The sequence below is a fragment of the Caballeronia sp. LZ001 genome (genome assembly GCF_031450875.1).
Classification (GTDB): Bacteria; Pseudomonadota; Gammaproteobacteria; order Burkholderiales; family Burkholderiaceae; genus Caballeronia.
This window is the reverse complement of sequence record NZ_JARTVX010000005.1, coordinates 800,658-826,264: the sequence shown is the minus strand read 5'-3', so window position 1 is coordinate 826,264 and position 25,607 is coordinate 800,658. Positions and strand designations below refer to the sequence as shown.

Genomic DNA, 25,607 nt, shown 5'->3' with positions numbered 1-25,607 from the left:
ACACACTCATGCGTATTGCTCACTTCTTTATCGACCGTCCACGATTCGCGACGGTCGTCAGTGCCTTCCTGACGTTGATCGGACTCGGCGCCATGTACGTACTGCCGGTTGCGCAGTATCCCGAGATCGTGCCGCCGACCGTGCAGGTGACGACATCGTATCCGGGTGCGTCGGCGGAGACGATCGCGCGTACGGTAGCGACGCCGCTCGAACAGCAGATCAACGGCGTCGAAAACATGCTCTACATGGGCAGCCAGTCGACCGGCGACGGCAGGCTCACCGTAACAGTGACATTTCGCATCGGCACCGATCTGAACGTTGCGCAGATGCTCACGCAAAACCGCGTGCAGGATGCCTTGCCGCGCTTGCCTGAAGACGTGCAAAGACTCGGCGTGCAAGTGCGCAAGTCCACGCCGAGCATTCTGCTCGCGGTGCATCTCTATTCGCCCGACAAGCTGCGCGACACGTTGTATCTCTCGAATTACGCGACGCTGCATGTGAAGGACGCGCTCGCACGTATTCAGGGCGTGGGCGATGTGCAGTTCCAGGGCGCACGCGAATACGCGATGCGCATCTGGATCGACCCCGATCGTGTCGCGGCGAGCAACCTCACCGCAAGCGAAGTGCTGACGGCACTGCGTGCGCAGAACCTGCAGGTCTCCGCGGGCGTGCTGAACCAGCCGCCATCGGGCAACAGCGAGGCGTATCAAATCAACGTCGAGGCACTGGGGCGTCTCGCCACGCCGGAGCAGTTCGGCGATATCGTCGTGAAGTCGGACGGACAGGGGCGCATCACGCGTATTCGCGATATAGGCCGCGTGGAAGTGGGCGCGGCGGACTACGGTTCGACCGCCTTCATGGATCGCAGCGATGCGTCGACCTTGCTCATCTATGCCGAACCCGGCGCGAACTCGCTCGCGGTCGAGAAGGCCGTGCTCGGCGAGATGCGTGAACTCAAGCGCGACTTTCCGGCGGGTCTCGACTACAAGATCATCTATGACCCGACGATCTTCATCGGCAAGTCCGTCGATGAAGTCGTGACGACCATCTTCGTTGCGATCCTGCTCGTGGTGGCCGTGGTCTTCGTGTTCCTGCAGAACTGGCGCGCGACGATCATTCCCGTGGTGGCCATTCCCGTGTCGTTGCTCGGCTCTTTCATCGTGCTCGCTGCGTTCGGGATATCGCTCAATAACCTCTCGCTGTTCGGGCTCGTGCTTGCGGTGGGGATCGTGGTGGACGATGCCATCGTTGTCGTCGAAAACGTCGAGCGGAACATGCGCGCGGGCATGTTGCCTGTGGAAGCCGCGCATCGCACGATGGACGAAGTGGGCGGTGCGCTGCTTTCGATTGCGCTCACGTTGTGCGCGGTGTTCGTGCCATCGGCGTTTCTGAGCGGCATCTCGGGACTTTTCTTCCGGCAGTTCGCAGTGACCATCGCGGCGTCGACGGTGATCTCGTGTTTCGTTTCACTCACGCTGAGTCCGGCACTGTGCGCCGTGCTTTTCAAGCCGCATAGCGAACACGATGCCGAGCGTTCGAACTGGGCTTCGCGCATCATGCACGGCGGCTTTGCGCGCTTCAATCGCGGCTTCGAGCGCCTTTCGTTCGGGTACGGTAACGTCACGCGAAGGCTCGTGCGCGGGTTGACCGTGGTGCTTGCAGTGTATGTCGCGCTCATCGGATTGACCGCGCTGCAATTCGCGCGCACGCCGACGGGCTTCATCCCCGAGCAGGATCAAGGTTACCTGATTACCGTCGTGCAGTTGCCGCCAGGTTCCTCGCTGCAACGCACTGAGAAGGTCGTGCGTCAGGCCATCGATATCATCTTGTCGACACATGGTATCGAGCACGTAGCGCCCTTCGTCGGGCTCGATGCAACCACGCTCACGGTGGCATCGAATTCTGGCACGGTGTTTTCAGGCTTGCCTTCGCTCTATAGCCACTCGCTGCCGGGCGTGACGGCCAACACCGTACTCGCCGATATGCGCAAGCGCCTCTCGGTCATCAAGGACGCTTACGTGTTGACCATTCCGCCGCCGCCGGTGCAAGGAATCGGCAATGCAGGCGGCTTCAAGATGATGCTCGAAGATCGTGCGGGCCTTGGACCGGAAGCGCTCGTGAAGGCCGCGAACGCACTCGTCGCGGCGGCCAATCGAGATCCGAATCTCGCGGGCGTGTTCACGCTCTTCAATGCGGGCTCGCCATCGGTGTTCGCGAACATCGACCGGGTCAAGGCGCAAAAGGTCGGCTTGACGCCCACGGATGTGTTCTCCACTTTGCAGGTCTACCTCGGCTCGCAATACGTGAACGACTTCAACTATCTGGGCCGCACGTATGAAGTGATCGTGCAGGCGGACGGGCGTTTCCGGCGGACAGGTGAGGACATTACGCGGTTGAAGGCGCGCAATCAGGCCGGCGATATGGTGCCGATAGGAACCGTCGCGCATCTGGAAGACCGCACGATTCCGTATCGCGTGCCGCGCTATAACCTCTATCCGGCAGCGGAAGTGCAGGGCGTTGCAGCGCCGGGCGTGGCGACGGGCACCGCGCTGCATCGCATGGAAGAGCTTGCGCATCAGGTGCTGCCGCAGGGCATCGGGTTCGAATGGACCGAGCTTGCATATCAACAGCAACAACGCGGCACGCCCACGCTCGTCGTGTTCGGCGCGGCGGCGCTCTTCGTGTTCCTCGTGCTCGTGGCGCAATACGAGAGCTGGAAGTTGCCGCTTGCCATCGTGCTGATCGTGCCGATGTGTATTCTCGCGTCAGTCACCGGGCTTTCGTTGCGTGGCATGCCGATAGATATCCTCGCGCAGATCGGCTTCGTCGTGCTCGTCGGGTTGGCGGCGAAAAACGCGATTCTGATCGTCGAGTTCGCGAAGCAGAAGGAAGACGAGGGCGTGTCCGCCGTCACCGCTGCGGTGCATGCGGCGCGTACCCGTTTGCGGCCCATTCTCATGACCTCTTTCGCGTTCATTCTCGGCGTCGCGCCGTTGGCCGTGGCAACCGGCGCGGGCGCGGAGATGCGGCAGTCGCTCGGCACCGCCGTGTTGTTCGGCATGCTGGGCGTGACAGGCTTCGGTCTGCTCTTCACGCCAGCCTTCTATGTATTCATTCGCCGGTTCGGCAAGGGGCGTGCATGATGAAGCCATCGCTCACATGGATTGCGTCATCGACGTTAATCGCGGCGCTTGCCGGTTGCGCAGTCGGCCCCGACTACGTCACGCCTGAAACGGCCCTGCAACCGCTGCAGCACGTGCCCGCACAAACCGGCAAGACCGCTCCACCGCTCGATACCTGGTGGACCGGCTTCGACGATCCCATGCTCGTCACCGTGGTCGAGCGCGCGTTGTCGCAGAACCTCGATCTCGCGGCGTCGTTCGCGCGAGTACAGCAGGCGCGGGCGGCAGCGGCATCGGCGGGCGCGCAGTTATTGCCGACGGTGGACCTCGATGCATCGGCGAGCGCGCAGCATCAAAGCCTCGTCAGCCCGCTCGGCTCGCTTGCGCGCACTTTCCCTGGCTATAGCCGCGATCAGCGCGAATACACGGTAGGCGCGGCGGCAAGCTGGGAAATCGATCTGGCAGGCGGTCTGCGTCGCGATGCGGCCGCCGCCACGCGCGAGGAAGAAGCCGCGCAGGCCGAGCAGGCCGGCACACGCGTGACAGTTGCCGCCGATGCCGCCGATGCCTATCTGCAAGTGCGCGGCTTTCAGGCACGTCTTGCGGTGGCGCAGGACCAGATATCGACGGATGCGAGACTGCTCGACATCGTGCGTCTGCGTGTGGCCGCAGGCGCCGCCGACGAACGCGAAGTCGCGCAAGCCGATGCACTGCTCAAACAAGCGCGCACCGTGGTTCCTACGCTGCGTGTGCAACTCAACGCGCAGTTGAATCGACTGGACGTGCTGATGGGCGTGCAGCCCGGCACGTATGCGAGCGAACTGGCGACAGCGGCGGATATCCCCGGCATTCCATCCATCGATGCGTCGCCCGATGCCACCGCGCTGTTGCGTCAACGTCCCGATGTGATCGCGGCGGAGCGGCGTCTCGCGGCATCAAATGAACGTATTGGCGCTGCGATTGCCGACTATTATCCGAAGCTTTCGCTAACTGGTCTGCTCGGCTTCGATAGCGGCGGCTCGCATGAGCTGTTCACGGCGCGCGCGTTTCAACCGGCGATTACGGCGGGACTGCGCTGGCGTCTCTTCGACTTCGGCAAGGTGGATGCGGAAGTCGCGGCGGCGCGTGGCGCGAATGCGGAGGCGCTGGCGGTTTATCGGCAGAGCGTGTTGCGTGCGGCGGAAGATGTCGAGAACGCGTTCGTCGCATTGAGCGAAACGCAGAACCGGGGTATTGAACTCGATGCCGAGGTGGCCGCGCTCACGCGCGCACGCGACTTGTCGCAGCGCGCTTATAAGGCCGGTGCGATCACGCTCACGGACGTGCTGGATGCAGACCGTCAGTTGCTCGTGGCACGCGACGATCTCGATGCCACGCGCGCCGATGCAGCGCGTGCGGCGGTCGGCGCATTCCGCGCGCTTGGCGGCGGCTGGCGCACGCAACCCGCCGCTACCGCAGACGATGCCTCACTGAGCGAGCGCCTTTCTGGCCTCGCGAAGGATGGTGTCAGATAGCGCTGGCTCGTTGACCATGCGCGCCAGCGTCAGCGCGCCGATCATGGTGGAGAGCATGACGAGCGCCTGCTTCCTCGCGGCGGCGGGCGGCTCGTCGAGACTACCGGCGAACAGTTCGACCAGGCGCTCGATGCCCGCGGTCGCGGCGGTGCGCACTTCGTCGCTGGAACGCGCGAGTTCGCTCGACAGCGCGACGAACGGACAACCCGCGCCCGCGTTGTCGCGATGCTCCGGCGAAAGGTAATCCGCAACGGCGGCGTTGATGCCGCTCTTGCGCGTAAGCGCCGACGACATGGTCTCGCGCAACGTGTCGCTCGCCAGTTCGAGCGACTCCAGCACCACTTGTTCCTTCGATCCGAAATGCTTATAGAAGCCGCCGTGCGAGAGGCCGGCTTGCGCCATGAGATCGGCGAGCGCGGTGCCATCTATACCGTTCTCACGAAAGCGCGTGGACGCCGACTCCACTATGCGTTCGCGCGTTTCGGCTGCTTCCTGTCGGGACTTGCGCATGACGTGTCTATCTCTCTTCCAAATGGATGTAATTTAACATCCAAAAGCGTGCGTGACCAATCGCATCTTCAACGCTTTTTCAAAGGCGCGCCCACGCTGCCGATGTCGTTCAACGCTTCGAGAAAGGCCGCGACCTTCGGCAATTTTTCGCGGCCATGCGCGTAAGCTGCGAAGACTTCGAGCGGCACGAAGGAAAGTTCAGGCGCGGCATCGACGACACTGCCATCGGCCAACGCAGACCCTATCGCGTACATGGGCAGGACCGCGACGCCCAGCCCCGCGCGGCAAAAGTCCGCAAGCGCGAACAAATCGCTCACGACCATTTTCGGCGTGAAGCTGATCTCGGTTCGTTTGCCCTGCCAGATGACATTCCAGCTCGTGCGCGGCGCGTAGGTCTGCAGCGCGAGGCATTCGTGCGCGACGATTTGCGCAGGCTCGGTGATCGGCCCATGCATGGCCACGTACGCCGACGACGCGCACAAGCAAAGATCCGCCGAGGCAATGTGCCGCTCGCTGATTCCCGATTGCGATGTCGATGCAAGGCGCACGGCGACATCGAAATTGCCTTCGAGCAGGTCGGCATAGCGATCCGAGAGATCGACCTCGAAACGCAGCCGCGTATGACGGTTTGCAAGCCGCGTAACACATGGAATGACGCAGGCGCGGCCGAATGCGGTCGGCATCGTGATGCGCAACAGGCCTTCGGGTTCGGCCGCGCCGCGTTGCGCTTGCGCTTCGGCGTGTCGAAGACGCAAGAGGATGTCGCGTAACTCACTCGCGTAGGACTTGCCGGCATCGGTCAATGCGACGTGTCGTGTCGTGCGTTCGATGAGGCGCACGCCAACTCTGCTCTCCAGAAGCGAAATGCGCCGGCTGATGGTGGATTGCGTGACACCCAGTTCGCGCGCCGCAGCGCCGAACCCGCCGTATTCGGCGACGAAGAGAAACGTTTCGGCTTCCAGCAAGCCTGTGCCATTCATGCGTTTCCTCGATTTCTCATATCCACGCTGGCGATGTTAATCGAGTTGGCGGATGGATGTACTCTGGCTTCGTTCGCTGCATCGTCGTCGCAACGCTCAAGCGCACGCACCGAAAAACCATCAAAGGAGTATCAGATGAATTCCAACGATCGAACCCGCATTCACTACGCAAGCGCAACCGAACTCGCGCGCCTCATTCGCACTCGCGAATTGTCGAGTGTCGAAGTGATCGAGGCTCATTTGCATCGCATCGAGGCCGTGAATCCCAAAGTGAATGCCGTGGTGACGCTAATGGGCGAACAGGCCCTCGAAGCCGCCAGGCAGGCGCAACGAGCCGTGATGAGCGGCGCCACGCTCGGGCCGCTGCATGGCGTGCCTTTCTCCATCAAGGATGCACTCGATACCGCCGGCGTGCTCACGCAGCGCGGCTCGCGGCTCTTTGCCGGCAACGTACCCGCGCAGGACGCTACGTCGGTCGCGCGCTTCAAGGCCGCAGGCGGCATCCCGCTCATGAAAACCAACTTGCCCGAGTTCTCGGCGTGGACCGAGACCGATAACCTCGTTACCGGCCGAACCAATAATCCGTGGAATCTCGAACGCACGCCGGGTGGTTCATCAGGCGGCGAGTCGGCGGCGATCGCGGCTGGCATGTCGCCAATCGGTATCGGCAGCGATGTCGCCATTTCGGTGCGCGGGCCGGCGGCGTTCACTGGCATCGCCGCACTCAAGGCCACGCATGGCCGCGTGCCCTATACGGGCCACTATCCGGGCGTGATCGCGCGCTGGTGGCATGTCGGGCCGATGGCTCGCACGGTCGGCGATGTCGCGCTCGGTTACTCGATTCTGAAAGGCCCCGATGGCTTCGATGGTTACGCCGTGCATGCCCGCAACGCCGACGCGGACCGTGCCGGGATCGCAGGTCAGCCCGTGCGGGTAGGATGGGTATCGGATGCCGCGTTCGGCCCGGTCGATCCCGAGATCACCGCCGCGGTCAAGGCTGCCGCCGCGCGTCTTGCCGATCTCGGCTGCGATGTCGAAGAGGTACGCCTGCCGTTTCTCGGCGAGCCGCTCAGTGGGCTGATGACGCTTGTCTTCGGCGAGCTCGTGCCGTCCGTCAAGGCCATAGTGAAAGGCCGCGAGCACGACTTGCACGCGATAGGCAAGGGCATCGTCGAGACGCCGGACCCTGCGTTCGCCGACTTCATCGGCGCCGAAGCGAAAGCGGAAGCGCTCAGGTCTGCGTTCGCCGGATTCTTCGAGCAATACGATGTGCTGCTTTGCCCCGTGAATCCGATGACCGCAACGCCGCACGGCGCGCAGGAACTCGTGGTCAATGGCGTGACGGTGCCGTGGACGCATGTGATGAGCGCAACGTCACCGTTTAATCTGACCGGCTTGCCGGCGCTTTCGGTGCCCTTCGGCTTCAGCTCGGAGAACTTGCCGATCGGCGTTCAGTTGGTCGCGAAGTGGCTCGATGAAGCCACGATCTTGCGGCTCGGCGCGCTCATCGAGCGCAAGGGCGGCCTCGGCGAGCGGCGGCCTGCTATCTGAGCGGTGCGCGGCATCGGCGAATGTGTGCGCTTGCGTACGCAGACGAATGCAAATCGCGAGGGTTCGTCGCCTATCGCCTAAGCTTTCAGAGCGCCGGGTTCGTCCCGGCTGCCTTGAGCTTCCATGACGAAAAGGGCGGGGGAGACGATGCCGGACAAACTGACAGTGATTCAGTCGCAGCAGATGAACGCGCACGGCGAGCCGGACGTGGGCACGTTCAACTGGCAGTTCCTGGCGCAAGGGGACTCGTGGTTCACGACCAATACGGTCGAGCATTGGAGTTCGTCGAATCTGCTAAAAAACCTGGAGTTCGCGCAGGCGGCGGTCGCCGTGAATTGCGCCGACCCCGGCGATACGCTCACTCACATGGTCGACCTTCGTCGAGACCCTTTGTTTTATTCGCTGCTGGCCGGTCCAAAGGAACAACCGTGGAGCGCGATTTTGCTTTCGGGCGGCGGCAACGACCTCATCGATGCCGTGCAGGTCGCGGCGATCGGCGACAACGGTGTGCCTGTCGCGCCGCACGAAAGACTGCTTCTCACGAGCGACGAATGGGGTGGGCCGCTCGCCGCCGCCGATAATCGCTACATCTCGGCGCAAGGTTGGGAGACCTTCAGGCTGCATCTGGAGCAGCAGTTCAAGGCGCTGGACTTCATGCGATCGAAGAGCAAACACAACACGAATACGCCGATCTTCACGCACACCTATGACTACGCGACGCCTCGCGCGAGCGGCGCGGGTTTGGGAATTGGACCGTGGCTCTTGCCTGCGCTGACAGACTATAAAATCCCTGCGAACGACTGGAACGCCATTGCGGACGCGTTCATCGACAAACTTGCTTCGATCAGCATGAGCCTCACGTTGCAAAATTTTTATGTGATCGATACGCGAGGCATCCTCACGCGCGCCGATGCGCAAGCGTCGGGCATCAGCAATGATTGGGAAAACGAAATTCACGCGACCGAAGCCGGATACGGCAAGCTCGCGGTGCCTTTCGTCAGTCGCGTGAGCACGGTGCTGGGGTTGGCTGCGCCAGCGTCGCCGCTCGGTGTGATCGAGACGGCGCCAGCGCCCGTGGTGACACCGGCCGTTGCAGCGAAGCGTCGCGGGCGAGGCACCGGCGTCAGACCGGCGTAAAGGTACTGCGGTCTATTTTCGATGCGCGCGCTCGACGCGCGTCATCGAAGCGCGTTCGTCCGTCCGTTTGGGCGGGAGCGTGTGCGGTTCGCAAACGGTCGATATCGCGTTCTTGTAGATGGTCTGTATGCCGTTCGGCGATTGCACCGCGAGCACGTATTTATCGAACGATTCGATCAGTCCTGTCAGCTTGATCCCGCTCACGAGAAAGACCCATACGGTTTTTCGCTCGGCGATCAAGGTCTCGAGGAAAGTCGACTGAATGTCAGTATCGGCTTGAGTCATGGCGGCCGTCCCTTTCCGTGAGTACATCGCCCCCAGAATACGCGCCGCGCAAGCCCCGACGTGTGGGGTGGGCCACAGGCAAAACCGGTCTCTCTCGGAATCTCCGTGAAAATACGGTGTTTCGTGTTGATTATTTCCTAGTATGTTTAGGTGGACTGGGTTTTAAGTGTTGATATAAAACGGGTGAACGCCGAAACGCGTCGCCCTCGTCTGCTACTCCTTCTTGTCATCCACCTGCATGATCCAGTGGCCGCCCGCATTGAGAAACCGCGCCTCGGAAGTCTCGCCGCCACCGCTGCCAAGCGTCGTGAACATGCCACGCATGGCATCGGCGGGTCCGCCCGATATGTTCATCGAATAGTCGCAGACATAACCCGGCTTGCCCGATGCCGGCGCGCAACCGAGCTTCTGAAACGAGTCGATCCGCATGGGTTCGTTACCGCGCACCGACTTGCTGCCCATGAACATGGTGGTCAGGCAGAGCATGGCATCGCCGCTCGTGAGCCTTGAACGGTCGGCCTGCTGGCAACGCTCGTTTTGCGACGAGATACCTCGCGCGATGGCCTGCGCCCGATTGTTGACCGCATCGTACATTTCCGCCGCCGTGGGTTCGCCGCCCGAATGCGATGCCCGCTCGGATGACTTCGATGTGGCGCGCGGCTGTGCATCGGCGACGGCGACCGGACGCGCCGAGTCGTTGCCGGACGATGCCTCGTACGCATCGCCGAGCGCGCTGCGTTTGCGCAAGTCTTCTTGCTGCGCGACCATCGCTGTGGCAATCGCCACGCCGGCCGGCGCGTTGGCATCGCTATCCATCAGATATCGCGACTTGATCTGCGCGATCTCCTCGCCCGAACGAGCGTGCCTGATCTGCTGCTCGATTTCTCCTCGCGAGCTTTCGAGCGCCTGGGCGCGCCGGCTCAGAAAATATTGGTAGGTTTCCTGAACGCTCGGCACACGCTCCATGCCGTCGTAGCGCCGGCGGAAGTCCGCGCTCCACGTACGCCCCTGCTGCAGGCCGGCCAAACCGGTGCCGAGCGCATCGATGCTCTGCCGCTCGACGGCTTCCTGCGCCGTGCCCAACTGATTGAGCGCGACGCCGATCTTCGCCATCTCGGCGTTGCGCGATGTCGTGAGCGCCGTGGAGAACGCTGGCCGGCTTTGCATGCGATACAACTTCGCCAGTTCCACCATGCCGGGATAACCGCGCGCGTTGTCGATGGCCTGCGCCGTCTGCGCGTCCTCGACAGGTATCGCCACGCGTTGCTCGACAACCGTCATGCGTTTCGCGAACTCATCGCGCTCGGCGCGGAGTGCTTGCGGCAGAATCTTTTGCGCCGATGCTTCGATCTCGATCAAACGCGCGTGGCCCGTTTCATCGGCTTTGAGCGACTCCGCTTCCGTCGCGAGTTCCGTGAGTCCGCCAGTCGCGGCGCGCGACTGCGCGAGCAGGCGCAGATTGCTGTTATAGCGGAAAGAAGTCATCGCGCGAGTGGCGGCGGCCTTCTGATCGGGCGGAATCGATGCGAGCGGTCCGGTCGTGCTGAAACAGTGCGGCAAGATCTTGCTGGTGTACTCCGTCAGCATCTTCGGGTCTATCTGATCGTAGGTCTTGCCGAACACGGGAGCAAAGCGCGCGTCCTGAATCAGCGCTGTCACGGCCGGGTCCGATTGCGGCGATTGCGCCGCACTCATGCCACCGCCGCCAGCGGGAAGCGGTCCGGATGTGAGCCACGTTTTTACGTCGTCACACTGCGCCTTTGCTTCGTATTTCTCGTATTGTCCCTTCGCTGCGTTGACGAGCGGTTGCACATGAAGGTTCGCTCCGCCGCCACGCAGACTGTTCATGATCTGGCCGAAATTGAGGCCGTCGGCAAAGGCCTCGGGCGCGAGCGCCGCACAACAGAAGCCGGCGAGAACGACGCCGGTGCGGCGCAACGACAACGAACTTGCTACGACGCCAGCGCGCGCCATATTCCGGGCGGTAATCATGTTCGCTCTCCCAAATGACTGATGAATTGCCCTGGTATCCGGATCTTATGAAGGATGTACAGCACGAAGACCACGCGACGATCAACCGGCGCGGGCCGCTCGTAATGCATGGTCTCCTCGCGATACGATTCGTCGCGCCAGCATGAAAACGCAGGGCGGCTCACCCAGAACAGGGCGGCCATGTCGTGATCGCGCTCGGTCGTGAATGACGCGCTCGGAACGCGAGACGCTATGAATCTACGGCGGACGGGGCGGGCAGTCGTCTCCCAAATAGGAGATGCGTGAGGGGTTACGGATGAGGCGAAATGCTCGCGACGCTACGGGCCACCAGTGCGGCAAGCGCGCCTTGTCTGCTGGTGCCGGTCTTGGAAAGCACTTTCTTCAGATGCGAGCGCACGGTGCCGAGCCCGACGCCGAGCGTGGCGGCAATCTGATCGAGCGATTGTCCTTCGCCGATAGCGACCGCTATTGCCGCTTCCGCGCGCGTCAGTCCGAACAGGTCCCGAAGCGTGCGCGTGGCGGAATCCCCGGAAACCTCAGGATCGCGAATGAAAATGCTTGCCGCTGGGCGTGACACATCCGCCGACGCCCAATTGGCACGCCACGGCGCCACGAGCAAGGTGAGCGGCAATCTGCCTTGCCGTGGCACGGCGAGCGCCGCGCCAGCCGCGTGAGCCGCGCCGTTCGAGGTTTGCACGGCGTCGCGTATCAGCTTTGCAAGCCGGCTGTTCAATGCGGGACTGTTCATGCACACGCGCCGTGCATGCGTGCGAATCTCGGATGACGAAGCCAGTAGATTCTCGGCAGCGCGGTTCGCATACAAGACCATGCACGATGCATCGACCACGAGCACGCTGGTCTCGATGCAATCGAGCGCATCCACTGCCGCGCGTTGTGCGAGCGCGGTGTCGCGCAACCGTTCGCGCAAGCCGAGCGCGCGGCGCACATGCGGAAACAGCACGCCCAGTTCCTGACGATCGTTCTCTACAAAACGCCCTGCGGAAAGCGGCCGATGCACGCCAAGCACACCTGTCTCACCATTGCCAACGGGAAACAGCACCCCAACCATATGATAAATATCGAGCCGCCGCGTCCAGTCCTGATAGAAGCCGGTGCGCTCGAATTGCGTATCGGGCATGAGGCTTTGGCTCGTGAATACTTCGCCCGGATGAAGCCGCGCGGAGTGTTCGACCCATAGATCGTTCCGATGCCAGTAATCCGCCCAGGCCTGTTCGTTCGGCGCGACACGCAGATTGTCGGTCACGCTTGCGAGCTTTGGACCGCGAGGACCGCCGCATGTCTTGAGCACGCCGCTCGTGGCGTCGAACGCTCGTGCAATGGCCGAAGCCACGCCGACCCATTGAGCGTCGTCGAGCGCGGCATCGTAGAGAAGACTGATTACCGGACCGAGCCGGTCTTGATGTCCGACCGGTTTATTGTCTGCGTCCATGATCTTTGCCTCGCGGTTGCTCACGAGTTCAGGACCGAAGCGTGGTCCGTAGACGAAGGCCTTCGGGTTGCAAGGCCTCGAATGGAATTGCAGATTACACCTTAGGTAACCGAACTAAAAGGGAAAGCTTTGAGTGAAGTGCACCGGCAGAGTGCGAACGTGTCCGCAATGTATTTATCGTCGCAGCTCGCCAGGCCCTTTGCCCGTCCACCGCTTGAGCGCGCGGCGGAAGTTCGCCGCATCGCTGAAGCCGAGAAGCATCGCGACGTCGTCGGTGCTCATCTTCGTCGTCTTCAGATATTCGAGTGCGAGCGAACGTTTTACATCGTCTACGATAGCCACGAACGACGTCCCTTCCTCATCCAGACGACGCCGCAACGTGCGCGTGGTGAGATGCATCGATTCGGCGACCGCTTCCATGCCCGGAAAAACGCCGGGTGTGCTCATCAGGACCTGATACACCTCACCCGATACACCGCTCGATGTCTTCGCCTGACCAATCAACCGGTCGCACGTCTCCTGTAGCAGCGCTGCCGTGAGCTTGTGCGCGAGTTGCGGCTTGCGGTCGAGAATGGCGCTGTCGTAGACGAGCTCGCATTGCGGCTGATCGAAATAGCACGGGCAGCCGAGATATTTCGGATAGATATCCGCGTGCGCGGGCGCAGGATACGAAAAGCACGCCTTGACCGGCGGACAGACGCTGCCCGCAACATCCTGAAGATGCGTCACATGCTGCGTGTATTGCTGTTCGATGATGAACTCGCGCAGTTCACGCGATGGGCTCGAGATAAATGCATCGGGGAAAGTCCAGACCATTCTGTCGGGATATTCGGTCCATTCGATAGCGACTGTCGGTGTCGCGAGCCGGTGATACCGCACGCCCAGCTTGAAGTAGTCGCGCAATGAGAGACACGACATCAGCGCGTATCCATACATGCCGTAAGCCGACAGATGCAGCTTGCCGCCGACCTTGAACGGCGTGGCCGGTTCGCACGATAGCGCCACTGCATTTCGGCAAACGGTAGCGTATTGCCCGATGGAGGTCAGCACGGAAGCGTCTTGCAACTCCTCCGCGCTCACGCCTACGCCACGCAGACTGTCCGCCGCAGCAATGCCTTGCTCCGCCAGCACCTCGACCAGCGCGGCGATCTTGTAGGGCGCGTAGATGCGCTCGTTGAGCGGCGGGCGGGTCGTCGCCATGGCTCTCCTCGCAATGTCCTCGCGGGACTTCCGTGTGTCCGAAAATGACCTTTTCGACGAGATGCTATCTCACTACTATCAGTGTCACAAGAGTTCGTCCGTCGATACGGGCGGCATCGAGACCCGATGAAAACTCAGTGGAGACAAGGATAGTCAGATGAGCAATCCGGCCCGCAAGGTCATCATTTCGTGCGCCGTCACGGGCGCGACTCACGTTCCGTCGATGTCGGAACATCTTCCGCTCACGCCCGCGGACATTCGCGATCAGGCAATCGAAGCAGCCGAGGCGGGTGCCGCGATCATCCATCTGCATGCGCGCGATCCCGTAGACGGAAGGCCCACGCCAAGCCTCGATATCTTCAGGCAGTTCGCGCCGGCCATCGCGGAGGCGACCGACGCTGTCATCAACATCACGACAGGCGGCAGCACGCGCATGACGCTCGAAGAACGGCTCGCTTATCCGCTGCATGCCGCGCCGGAGATGTGCTCGCTCAACATGGGCTCGATGAACTTCTCGATTCATCCACTCGCCGCGAAGATGTCGACGTGGCGTTACGACTGGGAGAAGGACTACGTCCAAGGCATGGAGGACATGATCTTTCGCAATACCTTCAGGGATATCAAGCGAATCCTCCAGCAACTCGGCGACAAGGGCACGCGCTTCGAGTTCGAATGCTACGACCTTGGGCATCTCTACAATCTCGCGCATTTCGTCGATCAGGGGCTCGTCAAGCCGCCGTTCTTCATTCAATCCGTGTTCGGCATTCTCGGCGGCATGGGCGCGGACCCGGAGAACATGACGGTCATGCGCACAACCGCGGATCGTCTCTTCGGACGCGACAACTATCACTTCTCGGTGCTCGGCGCCGGACGTCATCAGATGCCGCTCGTCACCATGAGCGCCATTCTTGGCGGCAATGTGCGCGTGGGTCTGGAGGACAGCGTGTATATCGCAAAGGGCGTGAAGGCCGAGTCGAACGCGCAGCAGGTCAGAAAGATTCGCCGCATTCTGGAAGAGCTTTCGTTCGAGATCGCGACACCTGCCGATGCACGGCAAATGCTCGGTCTCAAGGGACGTGACGAAGTCACGCTCTGAATCCCATGCTCAACGCTGCCACATAAAAGAACAGCAGCGGACTTATCAGGAGACGACATGAACCACGGCTTGGTCAAAGACAGTATCGATGCGTTGCATCGCGTGGCGACGAAGAAGGCGATGCTGAAGCTGATCCCGCTCATGTGCGCGATCTACTTCATGTCCTTTCTCGATCGCACGAATGTCGCGCTTGCAAAGGCGCAGCTTGCCGCCGATGTCGGCATCAGCGCGGCGGCATATGGGCTCGGCTCGGGCATCTTCTTTATCGGCTATGCGTTGCTGGAAGTGCCGAGCAATCTCGCGGCGCATCGCGTGGGTCCACGGCGATGGATCGCGCGTATCGCGGTGAGCTGGGGCATTCTTTCCACCGCGATGATGTTCGTGCAAGGCGAATGGTCATTCTATGCGCTGCGCGTGCTCTTGGGCATCGCCGAGGCCGGGCTCTTTCCGGCGCTCATGTACATGGTGACGTTATGGTTCGCGCCCGCCGACCGGCCCATCGCGGTCGGCTGGATTTACACGGCGCCCGCGCTTGCACTCGTTCTTGGCAATCCGCTCGGCGGCGCGTTGATGCAACTGGGCGGCATGGGCGGTCTGCACGGCTGGCAATGGATGTTCATGATCGAAGGCATCCCGAGCGTGCTGGCGGGCGTGCTGCTCTACTTCAAGCTGCCGGAGCGTCCGCGCGATGCCCGCTGGCTTTCGACCGATGAAGCGCAAGTGCTGGAAGCACGCGCCGTCATCGATACGCACGGTCATTCCGAACTCACTTCGGAAGACTGGCTCGCCGCGATCAAGCGGCCGACGACCGTGCTCATCGGCCTCATCTATTTCTTGAATCAGGTGGCGTTCGTCGGGCTTTACTTCTTCACGCCTGCAATGATTCAGCAGATGCATGTGAAGACGCCGTTTATCGTCGGCTTGTTGTCGAGCAGCGTGGGTATCGGCTTTCTGCTGGGCGTGTTGATCTTGCCGCGCATTCATCGGCGCTACGGCAACGACTGCGTGTATCTCGGCATTCTGACGGCGGGACTCGTCGCGGCCGGATGCGTGTTCGTCGCGACATCTGTTCCTGCGGCGCGCATGGTGTTGCTCGCGGTCACGGCGTTTTTCGCGGGCGGCGTGTTGCCTTCGTACTGGGCTATCGCAATGAAGCGACTGCAAGGCATTCAGGCGGCGGCGGGGCTTGCTTTCATCAACACCGTCGGGCTGATCGGCGGTTTTGTCGGGCCGTATCTGTTCGGTATGACCGAGACCATCACGGGCCGCAGCGATTCGGGTTTCATGGTGATTCTCGCGGCGTCCGTGCTTGGACTGGCGCTCATTCCGGTGTTCGCGAGAGCGATTCGACGCGAAGATGTGAGTGCATCGCGTGTGACTGAAGGCGGTGCGGCGAGCGCGCATTCGTAAGCGATTGAGCAGTTGCGGCGTGATTCTTCGCGAACGCATGGGAGGCACGATTGCCGCGTCTGCGGGAAGCGCTAGCGTCGCAAGCGACGGCAACATCACAGGGCAGGCCATCCGTCTCGATGGCCTGCCCCATGTACGAACCTTAGCCAGGAATAACCTTCGCCGCCTTCAGCTTCTCGAACAACTCAAAGAATGAATCAGGCGTGCTTTGATAGTCGAGAAATCCGGCTTTGCGGCTCTTGGTCATATCGGTGAGCACTTCCATTGGCCGGCCAAGGTCGGCGTCGGTATGCCACCACGAAGCCAGCTTCTCCACGTTCGCTTCGATAAGACCGAAGCGCGCCGCGATCTCGGCCCACAAACGCGGCGCGTCCTGCATGCGCGATTCGAGCGGACGCGTTTCGCCATCGAACGGCGCGGCCTCGATGCCGAAGTATTCTGCGAGCTGCGACCACATCCAGTTCCAGCGGAAGACATCGCCATTGACCACGTTGAAGTCTTCGTTACGCGCATTGGGCGAAGTCGATGCCCATTCGAGATGACGCGCCAGAAGGCGTGCATCGGTCATGTCCGTGAGACTGTTCCATTGCGCGGGTGAACCGGGGAACACGAACGGTGCGCCGGTTTCCTTGCAAAGCGTCGCGTACACGGCAAGCGTGACGCCCATGTTCATGGCGTTGCCGAGCGCAAAGCCGATGATCGTATGCGGCCGATGCACGCTCCAGCCGAAGCCATATTTCTTCGCGGCTTCAAAGACCTTATCTTCCTGCTCGTAATAGAAGTTGTCGACGTCCTGCCGCCCTTGTTCCTCGCGAAACGGCGTGAGCGGCACCTTGCCTTTACCATATGCTTCGAACGGGCCGAGATAGTGCTTGAGGCCGGTCACGAGCGCGGCATGTTCGAGCTTGCCGGTGGGTCCAAGCGCATCGAGTACATGTCGCACCATGGCGCCATTCACGCGGATGTTTTCTTTCTCGGTGGCTTGCCGCGCCCATGCCGTGAAAAACACGTGGCTGAAGTGCAGCCCGTTGAGTGCTTCGCTGACCGACTCCGCTGAAGTCAGGTCGGCGGTCACGGATTCGACGCCTTCGCGTAGGGCCGAGCGGCCGCGCGAAAGACCGGTTACGTGCCAGTCGTCGAGCGTTAGAAGATGTTCCGCGAGATTGCCGCCGACAATACCCGTCGCGCCGATGATAAGTGCTCGTTTTTGCATGGAGATGTGCCTGTGATGAGGATCGATGCGAATCTTGGTGTCGCTCGATTGTAGGCGGGATCGTGCAAACGCGTACTTTGCATACGGCGGTGCTTCATCGGACGAGCCTCACGCAAAAAGAGCGAAGCCCGCAAAGGCTTCGCTCTCGCAGTACCGCGCTGACTGTCGGACAGGAGATCAACCGCAAGCGGGCGCCGCCTTCTTGCAGGCATCGGCCAATTGCGGCGGCGGGTCTTTCTTGAACACGGTCTTGTAAGACTCGAGCACATTCGACTGCACGACCGGCAGCGACTGCACGCCAATCCACGCGGGCGGTGTCTGGCCGATCAGCGCCTTCATCATCGCCATGGCTTCGGCTGCGCCCTGATCGTACGGACGTTGCGAGCCCGTCGCCTTGAGCGGACCGCCCTTGGCGATCTCGATTGCCGATTCGAGCCCCAGGTCCACCGTCGTCACAGGCGTGTTGATGCCCTGCGCGCGCATCGACGTAAGCGTGTCCAGCGCGGGCTGATCCCACACGGCGAACACGCCCTTGACGTCCGGATTCGCCGTCAGAAAGTCGCCCGCAATCTGCCCGACTTTCGACGGATCGGTGAACGCGACCTGCTTGATCTTGATGTCCGCGCGATTCTTCTTCAGCCAGTCGTTGACGGCTTTGGTCCGCTCCGTCGTGCTGAAGTAATCGACGCCGAAGTTCACGAGACCGACCGTGCCGCCTTTCGGCACGCACGACGCAAGCACCTTCGCCGCGATCTGGCCGTTGCCTTCGCTATCGGCCGAGACCATGGCCGCGTACTGCTCGGGATGCTTGAGGCCGGTTGGCACGTTGTCCATGAACACGAGCTTGATGCCCGCTTGCGAGACCTTCTTGTAGGTCGCGGCCGTTGCCGTGCCATCCACGGGAATGGAGATGATGCCGTCCGGATGGCGCTGGATCGTGTTCTCGATATCGGCGATCTGCTTGTCGACCTGATACTCGGCCGATGCCGTGCCGATCACTTCCACGCCGTATTTCTTGAGCGTATCCGTAATGCCTTGCACTTGAAGTTGCGACCAGTCGAGGTTCATCGTCTGCATCGAAATGCCGACCTTGAACTTGCCGGCCTTGACCTTGGCGGCTTCGGCGTCGGTCAGCTTGACGGCATCGACGGCTGCCGCCTTCTCGCCATTCGGTCCCTGGCCGACGATGCCCGTTGACCCGATCGACGCCACATTCAGCTTTTCGCACGATTGCGCGAACGCCTGCGCACAGCACAGAGCCATGGCAGTCGCCGCCGCGACACTCGCCAGCTTTACACCTGATCCACGACGATAGTTCATGTCTTGCCTCCATTGGTCGCGTTGTACTTCGTCTCCTGCTTTTTTGACTTGCCTTTCGTGGTCTCTCACGCAATGTCGATCTGCGCGGGAAACCAAAACTACTTGCGCGTGAACGCGACTGCCGCAACGATGATCACGCCCTTGATGACGAGTTGCAGCGACGAACTCACGCCGAGCAGCACGAGCCCGTTATTCAGCGTGCCGATGATGAGACTGCCTAGCAGCGTGCCTAGAATGAAGCCGCGTCCGCCGAAGAGACTGCACCCGCCGAGCGTGACGGAGGCAATCACGTCGAGTTCCATGCCCTGCACGACGTCCGGGCGCGCCGCATGCGAACGCGCGGACAAGACGAGCGCGGCGAGGCCGGCAAGCGCGCCCGTCAGCACGAATGCGAGCGTCGTCACGCGGCGAATGTTGATGCCCGAGTAGAGCGCGGCCGTGGGATTGCCGCCGGCTGCATAGATTTGCCGGCCGAACACGCTGTAATGCAGAAGCAGAATGCCGCCGATCACGGCAAGCAAGGTCCAGATGATCGGCACCGGCACGCCTGCAATGTCGCCTTCGCCGAAGATCGCAATGAAATGATCGTTCGTGATGATCTCGGGCCGCGTCGTCGTGACCATCAATGCAAGTCCGCGCGCCGCGCTCAAGCTGCCGAGCGTCACGAGAAACGAGGGAATGTTCAAACGCGTCGTGACGAGACCGTTGATCGCGCCGACGATCGCGCCCGTGCCAATGCCCGCGATCGCGCCGATGACCCAGCTATCGCCGATATGCGACATCGCGAGCGCGGCGGCCATGCCGGACAGCGCGAGCGACGATCCCACCGACAAGTCGATCTGCCGCGCGATGATCACGAATGTCATGCCGATAGCGATGATCGATACGAGCGCCGTCTGGCGGCCGATGTTGAGGAAGTTGTCGATGGAGAGAAACCACGGCGACGCGAAGCTGAACACCACCAGCAGAATCGCGAACGCAAAGTACAGCATGTAGGGGCGGTCGCCCTGCAGCAGAAGCTGCGCAATGCGCCGTGCGCGCGAATGACGCTGGGCGCCTTGTTGTTCGGCGGGCATCGGCGAAACAGACTCGTTCATGTTGCGGGCTCTTCGGTAGGGCGGGCCAGTTGTATGAGATGGTGCAGTTCTTCCGCGTGACGAATCTCGGCGCGCTCGACAGTGCGTGTAATCGCGCCATTGGCGACGATGGAAATGCGGTCGCAGAGCCGCAGCAGTTCGTCCAGATCCGACGACACCACCACGACGCCCGTGCCTGCGCGCGCCGCGTCCTGTACCACGCCGTAGATTTCCTCGCGCGCGCCGACATCGACGCCGACCGTGGGTTCATCGAGCAACAACAACTTCGGGCGCGGATGATTCCACTTCGCGAATACGACCTTCTGCTGGTTGCCGCCGGAGAGAAACTTCACGTGTGTCGATGCATCGGGCGCTTTCACGGAAAGCTGCTTCATCGCGACGCGTGCTTGTTGCGCGGCGGCTTTCGCGCGCAGCCATCCGCCGCTCGAAAACCGCGGCAGGCGCGGCAAGGTCAGATTGCGTTCGATCGAATGATCGAGCACGAGCCCTTGCAGATGACGGTCTTCAGGCACGAGCGCGACGCCGCGCCGGATTGCATCGGAGGGATTGCGCGCGCCGAGCGGTTCGCCGTCGAGATCGAGGCTGCCCGACTCCACGGGCAGCAGACCGAAGATGGTTTGCAGAATCTCCGTGCGGCCGCTGCCGATCAGTCCGGCAATGCCATGCACTTCGCCCTTGCTCACGGACAAGTCGACGGCGCAAAGATGCGCGTTGCTTACCTTCGACAGCTTCAGCACGGGCGCATCGGCAGCGCGATCGGCCATCGCGACTTTGGTTTGCGCCGCCGCACTCGCCGAGGTTTCCTGACGCGCCTGCATGGCCGCATGACGCGGGCCGACGATAGCCGCGACGAGCTGCTTCATGTCGGTCTCGGCGGTGGCGAAACTTCCGGCGTTTGCACCATCGCGGAACACGGTCACGCGCTGCGAGATGCGAAAGACCTCGTTCAGCCGATGCGTCACGTAGATCACGCCGACGCCGCGCGCCGTCACGGTGCGAATGGCGTCGAAGAGAATCCGTTCTTCGCCGCCTGTCAACGCGGACGTGGGTTCGTCGAGAATCAGCACGCGCACGTCGCCCATCAGCGCCTTGCAAATCTCCGTCATCTGGCGATAGGCGAACGGCAAGGAATCCACGGGCACGCGCGGATCGAGCGGAATATCGTGCTCGCGCAAAAAGGTGCTGACCTGGGCCATGAGTTCGCGTTGCCGGACGAAGCCGAGGCGCGTGCGCGGTTCGCGCCCGAGCATGAGGTTGGCGCCGACGGACAACGATTCGACCAGACTCAAGTCCTGATACACGACGGCAACGCCTGCCTCGCGCGACTTTGCGGGCGATTCGAATGCGACCCGGCTGCCCGCGATTTCGATCGATCCTTCGTCGTAGGCATGGACGCCGCTCAATATCTTGATGAGCGTGGACTTGCCCGCGCCGTTTTCGCCGAGCAGCGCGTGCACTTCGCCCGGCAGAACTTCGAGATCGACGCCGCGCAGCGCCTGGACGCCACCGAACCTTTTGGTGACGCCGGTTACACGGATCAACGGAACTGGCGGCGATGAAGCGGCCGCGACCGGCTGACTCATCCTGATGTCTCCTTCGTCAAATAGACGAATTCTTATGTTTTCGCGGTCGGGCCGCGTGTTGTGTTGTGATCTTCGCATCATGTAAATGGTGCGTCAATAACAGATAGCCCTAGTTTTCGTGTTCTGAACGGGAGAATCGCAACAATATCGACCGGTTTTGTGATGATCTTATCGTTCCGGGGACGGCGTTCTGTGACGGAGCGCTACGAGTAATTGTCCGTCAGGCGCGCAGACGCTCGACTACGTTGCCGATGCGAAGGAGCCGCCGAGTAGGGAGCGGTGCGCGGGAGTATCGTGTGCGACAAGCACGCCTTCTTTGGGAGCGCACGATGAACGACGCCCGACGACTCGCCGCCTTGCGCATCGCGCTGATTGCCGTGGGTTTAATCGCCATCTTCGCGTTATGGCCGCTCATGATCCTGTGGCCTTCCGGATGGAGTTGGCAAAGCAGCCATTCGGACTACCCGCTGATGATCGTCGGCATCTACGCGACGCTCGGCGTGTTTCTACTGATGGCATCGCGCAACCCGATGAAGCATCTGAGCCTGATCTGGTTCACGGTATGGTCGAGCGTCGTGCACGGCGCAATCATGGCTGTGCAGTCGTTCGGCGCCGAGATGGACGGCACGCGCCACGTCGGTCATTTGCTCGGCGATGTGCCTGCGCTATTTATTGTCGCGGCCGTGCTGGCTTTCCTTATGCCGCGCGAAAACAAGGCACGAGCGCTTTAATCCGCCGATGCAGTGTTCGCGGTGCGTCCCGAGTCTGTAGGACGTACCGCGACCAATACCTTATATGCGCTCAGGCTTGCGCTTGAGTTTCCTTCAACGCTTCATGCTTGTGCGAATGCGTCGCTCCGTATTTCAACTCGAAGTGCGCGCCTTTTCCGTTTCGCGTGGGCGGAAAATGTTCGCCCTCGACGCAGGTGACTTCGAAGGTATCTTTCCCGTCCTCATAGACCACTGAGTAAATGCCCGATACTTTGACGATTTCACCGGGCTTGTACGAACTGTCGCCTGCCATTTAGCTTCTCCTTTTTGAACCACATACGGACCGACGAAAGAGCAATCGGCGTTCCGAGCGGTGTCATGCCGGTCGGTAAACGGCGCAGGGAGTCGAGTTCGTGTGAACGCGAGCGGGCGTTATTCGCTCGCTTCTCGTCGTGCTTCAGCCGAAATCGCCGATTATTAGTCGTTGCCTGCGGGACGTCGCCAAACTGTTATTTATGGGCACGGGAGCACGGCACGGGAATAGCGATTGCGCTAGTCCAGCGGTGAAACCGTCGCCCACAACAAGAGAAAGACGATACGGTTCGAACGACAACGCGACATTAGTTTGACCAACGAAGTTTCAAGGCGGGCGATCAAGGTCTGATCGATCCTTGTCGATGCAGGCAAGATCGTCTCCCTGAAGGACGCTTCCTGGCTTTGGACTTCATCAGGAGCAGGGCCATGATGCACGAATTTCTCAAGAATAATCGAAGCATCTTGCTTGAACGTTGCCGCATCATGACTTTCAAGCGGAACGCCGAATCTCCGGTGATGGCGGATATAAAGATCGTCCTTCCCGAACTGCTTACGCAAATAACCGAACTTCTGCGCCAGCACCGTACCACCGAAACTCCGAATTCGACATCGGGGCTTCCCGAACGGGGTGAATCGAAGGATACCCCGATAGGCAGAACCGCACGCGAAGCAGGCAGGGTGCTATTCGGAACGGGACTCAAGATCGAAGACATCGTCGTAGGTTACGGCGATCTATGCCAGGCGATTACCGAACTGGCCGTAGAACGGGATGCGCCTTTCAAGGTACAGGAGTTTCGAATACTCAATCTGTGCATCGATACGGCGGTTGCCAATGCCGTGATGGCTTATTCGGCCGCGCGAGACAACGCGCGCACGAATAGCGGCGCTCAGACGCAGACCGATGAGAACAGAATGCTCGCGCACGAGATGCGTAATCTGATCCACACTACGCTGCTCGCATTCACCGCTTTACAACGAGGAAATCTGAGCGCGAAAGGAGCCACCGGATTACTTGCTGAGCGTAGTCTTTTGCGACTCGGCAAGCTGACTGACCGAATGCTTCGCGACTCGGCAGACCCGGCGACCGTACGTTACGACGACGTTATCTTCAGTCTCGCTCCATTAATCCTGGAAATCGAGGGAGCGGCGCGAGTGGACGCGACAGCCCGTGGAAAAAGTTTTTCCGTTACTCCGGTCGACGCGCTCATCAAGGTTCGTGGAGATCGCGACTTGTTGTATGAGGCGATAATCAACCTCTTACAGAATGCGTTCAAGTTCACCAAGGAGAAAAGCGCGGTCGCGTTGAGAATCTATGTGAATCACGACGTCTTTATTGAAATCCACGATCAGTGCGGAGGACTTCCTTGTAAGAACGGCGAGTCGATGTTCGATCCTTTCGTGCAATTCAATGCGGATCGCAGCGGACTGGGCTTAGGACTGACTATTGTGAGGCGCAACGTAGAAACTTTGAGGGGAACCGTGGAAGTGAAGGACATTCCTGGCCACGGTTGCGTCTTCATTATTCGCTTGCCGCTCGTTTCACACGCATGAAGTCGAGGTTGGTCGCATTCATGGCGCGATCCAATGACCGTGCCACTCGTTGCGTTCGAGCCAGAAGTTTGCGCGCCGGTGCATTTCGCCCGAGACGTCGAGGAAATCGATCTTACTGACGATGACGTCGATGAGGCAGAAGTGTTCGAAGCCATCCGTCTGAGTGTGCGCTGTTGTGTCGTCGGGCTTCGGGCGCGCATCGGGCGGACTGTCCACTAGTGTTCCCGGAGGCAACGGCGCACGATAAAGCGCGAGCGAACCGGGGCGGCTCGCGTTCCACACGGCGAGTCTTTCGTCATCGTCGATGACTTGTTGCGCGCGCCCTTCGAGTCGAATCTGGATGCCGGCACGCCAGTCGCCGACAAGCGCGGAGACGTTCGGCTCCTGTTCGATCTCAGCGACCTTTTCCGATCTCACGTCCGTGTGAAAGCTCACAAGCGCGCGGTCCTGGATGGCACGCCGCATTACGACCGTGCGCAGCTTCGGCGCGCCATCGAGTCCGATGGTCGCGAACTGCATCAACGTGTAGGCGGAACGCTCGCGGCCGGGATTGGCGCCTGAAAGCAGATGGCTCCACGTCTGCGCCAGAATCGCATCCAAAGCGTTGCTCAACTGACGCCTCCGTTGCTTGATGCAGTTGTAGTGACAGCGGCGATTAGTCAGCCTTGAAGACGATGGCGGCTGTGTCGTCGATCTGCGTGAAGCTGCGCACGAAGCGATACGACTGCTCGTCGATTTCGATTCGATTTGCACCTGATGAGGTCAGTTCCAGCATTTCATCGGCGAGCGATTTTGGAATCGAGCCTACTTGTTTCAACTCTTCCTTGGGCCCGGATGGGTCGCCGAGATAGACCGTGCAAACGTCGGCGGTATGCCGAATAAGGACGACGCTTGTCGCCTTGTCGAGCGCGCGTTCCAGATAATCGGCGAGTGGGCGTAACGATTCGAGTTTGTGATCGGAACGGTCGTCAGCGAATCCATTGATGTCTGGCACTGCGGCCTCCTTGATTTGATCGTCTGCACCGTGGTTCGATACGTCGAAGCGCACGATGGTGCAAGCGACGGAGTTTCGATTAGCGAACCGGCTCTTCGGCTTTTTTTCCCGATAGCAACGATTCGATGGCGGCGACGGATAGCGGTTTGGACAAGTGGCCATCGAAGCACGACATATCGAAATGTTCGTGAATGTCGTCGTGTGCGGTTAGCGAGAAGATGCGCCGGGAGGCATATTTCTCGGATGCGCGGAGTCGCATGCACAGAGCGTGGCCATTGATATCGGGAAGCCCGATATCCAGAAGGATGAGTTCGAACGCGCCTTCGCCTGCGGCCGCTTTCAGCGCCTCGGTGCCGGTGTAGGCGCGAGTAACCGCATGACCCATGGACCCCGCGATTTCGGCGAGCATGTCGGTGGTATCGGTGTAATCGTCCACTACGAGAACTTTCATTTGAAGTGCTCCCAACAGTGAGGACCGAGGTGCGGGGGTTTTTGATGTTGAGGTTGCAGTCTACTCTAGGTTGCTGGGTTGGATGCCGGCGGCTGCTGAGCACCAACTTGCGTTGCTTGGTGTCAC

Annotated in this window: 23 protein-coding genes; 8 read left to right on the top strand and 15 right to left on the bottom strand. The window is 61.0% G+C overall.

What is annotated here, in order from left to right:
* The first annotated feature begins 8 nt into the window (after positions 1 to 8).
* Positions 9 to 3,143 carry an efflux RND transporter permease subunit gene (locus P9292_RS40275; protein WP_250494960.1) on the top strand — a complete coding sequence of 1,045 codons (3,135 nt, stop codon included), beginning with the start codon at positions 9 to 11 and terminating at the stop codon, positions 3,141 to 3,143.
* Positions 3,140 to 4,636, top strand: coding sequence for an efflux transporter outer membrane subunit (locus P9292_RS40270; protein ID WP_309846109.1), 1,497 nt, complete (start codon positions 3,140 to 3,142; stop codon positions 4,634 to 4,636). The genes P9292_RS40275 and P9292_RS40270 overlap by 4 nt, the downstream gene beginning before the upstream one ends.
* Here the strand turns inward: P9292_RS40270 and P9292_RS40265 are convergent.
* A complete protein-coding gene (locus P9292_RS40265) occupies positions 4,589 to 5,146 on the bottom strand; it encodes a TetR/AcrR family transcriptional regulator (RefSeq protein WP_244831730.1) in 558 nt (185 codons plus the stop codon). The genes P9292_RS40270 and P9292_RS40265 overlap by 48 nt on opposite strands.
* Positions 5,147 to 5,214: 68 nt before the next feature.
* Entirely contained in the window at positions 5,215 to 6,126 is a 912-nt protein-coding gene (locus P9292_RS40260) for a LysR family transcriptional regulator (RefSeq protein ID WP_250509160.1), read from the bottom strand.
* A 135-nt stretch (positions 6,127 to 6,261) separates the two neighbouring features.
* On the opposite strand from P9292_RS40260, the gene P9292_RS40255 reads away from it, so the two are divergent.
* Both P9292_RS40255 and P9292_RS40250 read left to right on the top strand, forming a co-directional pair.
* Positions 6,262 to 7,677, top strand: coding sequence for an amidase (locus P9292_RS40255; protein WP_309965278.1), 1,416 nt, complete (start codon positions 6,262 to 6,264; stop codon positions 7,675 to 7,677).
* A gap of 123 nt (positions 7,678 to 7,800) precedes the next feature.
* Positions 7,801 to 8,814 carry a hypothetical protein gene (locus P9292_RS40250; protein WP_309965275.1) on the top strand — a complete coding sequence of 338 codons (1,014 nt, stop codon included), beginning with the start codon at positions 7,801 to 7,803 and terminating at the stop codon, positions 8,812 to 8,814.
* Between the two features lie 12 nt (positions 8,815 to 8,826).
* Here the strand turns inward: P9292_RS40250 and hfq are convergent, their stop codons facing one another.
* The 5 genes from hfq to P9292_RS40225 form a co-directional block, all read right to left on the bottom strand.
* On the bottom strand, positions 8,827 to 9,099 hold the full coding sequence (gene hfq / locus P9292_RS40245) for an RNA chaperone Hfq (RefSeq protein WP_250469659.1): 273 nt from the start codon (positions 9,097 to 9,099) through the stop codon (positions 8,827 to 8,829).
* Positions 9,100 to 9,312: 213 nt separating this feature from the next.
* The gene (locus P9292_RS40240) at positions 9,313 to 11,091 is read right to left on the bottom strand and encodes a hypothetical protein (RefSeq protein WP_309965272.1); all 1,779 of its coding nucleotides are present in this window, start codon (positions 11,089 to 11,091) and stop codon (positions 9,313 to 9,315) included.
* On the bottom strand, positions 11,088 to 11,273 hold the full coding sequence (locus P9292_RS40235) for a hypothetical protein (RefSeq protein WP_244831724.1): 186 nt from the start codon (positions 11,271 to 11,273) through the stop codon (positions 11,088 to 11,090). Before P9292_RS40235 ends, P9292_RS40240 begins: the two co-directional genes overlap by 4 nt.
* A gap of 107 nt (positions 11,274 to 11,380) precedes the next feature.
* Positions 11,381 to 12,541: a LuxR family transcriptional regulator gene (locus tag P9292_RS40230; protein ID WP_309965269.1), complete on the bottom strand. Its 1,161-nt coding sequence runs from the start codon at positions 12,539 to 12,541 to the stop codon at positions 11,381 to 11,383.
* Between the two features lie 174 nt (positions 12,542 to 12,715).
* A complete protein-coding gene (locus P9292_RS40225; RefSeq protein ID WP_250469655.1) occupies positions 12,716 to 13,741 on the bottom strand; it encodes an AraC family transcriptional regulator ligand-binding domain-containing protein in 1,026 nt (341 codons plus the stop codon).
* A gap of 157 nt (positions 13,742 to 13,898) precedes the next feature.
* Here P9292_RS40225 and P9292_RS40220 point away from each other — a divergent pair, with 157 nt between their 5' ends.
* Both P9292_RS40220 and P9292_RS40215 read left to right on the top strand, forming a co-directional pair.
* Entirely contained in the window at positions 13,899 to 14,837 is a 939-nt protein-coding gene (locus tag P9292_RS40220; protein ID WP_309965264.1) for a 3-keto-5-aminohexanoate cleavage protein, read from the top strand.
* Between the two features lie 57 nt (positions 14,838 to 14,894).
* A complete protein-coding gene (locus P9292_RS40215; protein WP_309965261.1) occupies positions 14,895 to 16,247 on the top strand; it encodes an MFS transporter in 1,353 nt (450 codons plus the stop codon).
* 142 nt (positions 16,248 to 16,389) lie between these two features.
* Here the strand turns inward: P9292_RS40215 and P9292_RS40210 are convergent, their stop codons facing one another.
* The 4 genes from P9292_RS40210 to P9292_RS40195 form a co-directional block, all read right to left on the bottom strand.
* Positions 16,390 to 17,460, bottom strand: coding sequence for an SDR family oxidoreductase (locus P9292_RS40210; protein WP_309965258.1), 1,071 nt, complete (start codon positions 17,458 to 17,460; stop codon positions 16,390 to 16,392).
* 177 nt (positions 17,461 to 17,637) lie between these two features.
* Positions 17,638 to 18,780: a substrate-binding domain-containing protein gene (locus P9292_RS40205; protein ID WP_309965255.1), complete on the bottom strand. Its 1,143-nt coding sequence runs from the start codon at positions 18,778 to 18,780 to the stop codon at positions 17,638 to 17,640.
* A gap of 98 nt (positions 18,781 to 18,878) precedes the next feature.
* On the bottom strand, positions 18,879 to 19,877 hold the full coding sequence (locus tag P9292_RS40200; RefSeq protein WP_250528150.1) for an ABC transporter permease: 999 nt from the start codon (positions 19,875 to 19,877) through the stop codon (positions 18,879 to 18,881).
* On the bottom strand, positions 19,874 to 21,460 hold the full coding sequence (locus P9292_RS40195) for a sugar ABC transporter ATP-binding protein (protein ID WP_309965251.1): 1,587 nt from the start codon (positions 21,458 to 21,460) through the stop codon (positions 19,874 to 19,876). Before P9292_RS40195 ends, P9292_RS40200 begins: the two co-directional genes overlap by 4 nt.
* Before the next feature lie 329 nt (positions 21,461 to 21,789).
* On the opposite strand from P9292_RS40195, the gene P9292_RS40190 reads away from it, so the two are divergent.
* Entirely contained in the window at positions 21,790 to 22,191 is a 402-nt protein-coding gene (locus P9292_RS40190; protein WP_250528242.1) for a DUF6632 domain-containing protein, read from the top strand.
* 70 nt (positions 22,192 to 22,261) lie between these two features.
* On the opposite strand, the gene P9292_RS40185 is transcribed toward P9292_RS40190, so the two are convergent.
* A complete protein-coding gene (locus P9292_RS40185; RefSeq protein ID WP_244831714.1) occupies positions 22,262 to 22,483 on the bottom strand; it encodes a YjzC family protein in 222 nt (73 codons plus the stop codon).
* A gap of 428 nt (positions 22,484 to 22,911) precedes the next feature.
* Between P9292_RS40185 and P9292_RS40180 the strand changes: the two genes are divergently transcribed.
* Complete coding sequence (locus P9292_RS40180; RefSeq protein WP_250469649.1) at positions 22,912 to 24,036, top strand: sensor histidine kinase KdpD; 1,125 nt, start codon at positions 22,912 to 22,914, stop codon at positions 24,034 to 24,036.
* Between the two features lie 18 nt (positions 24,037 to 24,054).
* Here P9292_RS40180 and P9292_RS40175 read toward each other — a convergent pair whose 3' ends face one another.
* The 3 genes from P9292_RS40175 to P9292_RS40165 all read right to left on the bottom strand — a co-directional run bounded on the left by P9292_RS40175 (position 24,055) and on the right by P9292_RS40165 (position 25,481).
* Positions 24,055 to 24,648: a pyridoxamine 5'-phosphate oxidase family protein gene (locus P9292_RS40175; protein WP_309846080.1), complete on the bottom strand. Its 594-nt coding sequence runs from the start codon at positions 24,646 to 24,648 to the stop codon at positions 24,055 to 24,057.
* A 43-nt stretch (positions 24,649 to 24,691) separates the two neighbouring features.
* The gene (locus tag P9292_RS40170) at positions 24,692 to 25,030 is read right to left on the bottom strand and encodes a hypothetical protein (RefSeq protein ID WP_244831711.1); all 339 of its coding nucleotides are present in this window, start codon (positions 25,028 to 25,030) and stop codon (positions 24,692 to 24,694) included.
* 79 nt (positions 25,031 to 25,109) lie between these two features.
* Positions 25,110 to 25,481: a response regulator gene (locus tag P9292_RS40165; protein ID WP_244831710.1), complete on the bottom strand. Its 372-nt coding sequence runs from the start codon at positions 25,479 to 25,481 to the stop codon at positions 25,110 to 25,112.
* Positions 25,482 to 25,607: the final 126 nt, after the last annotated feature.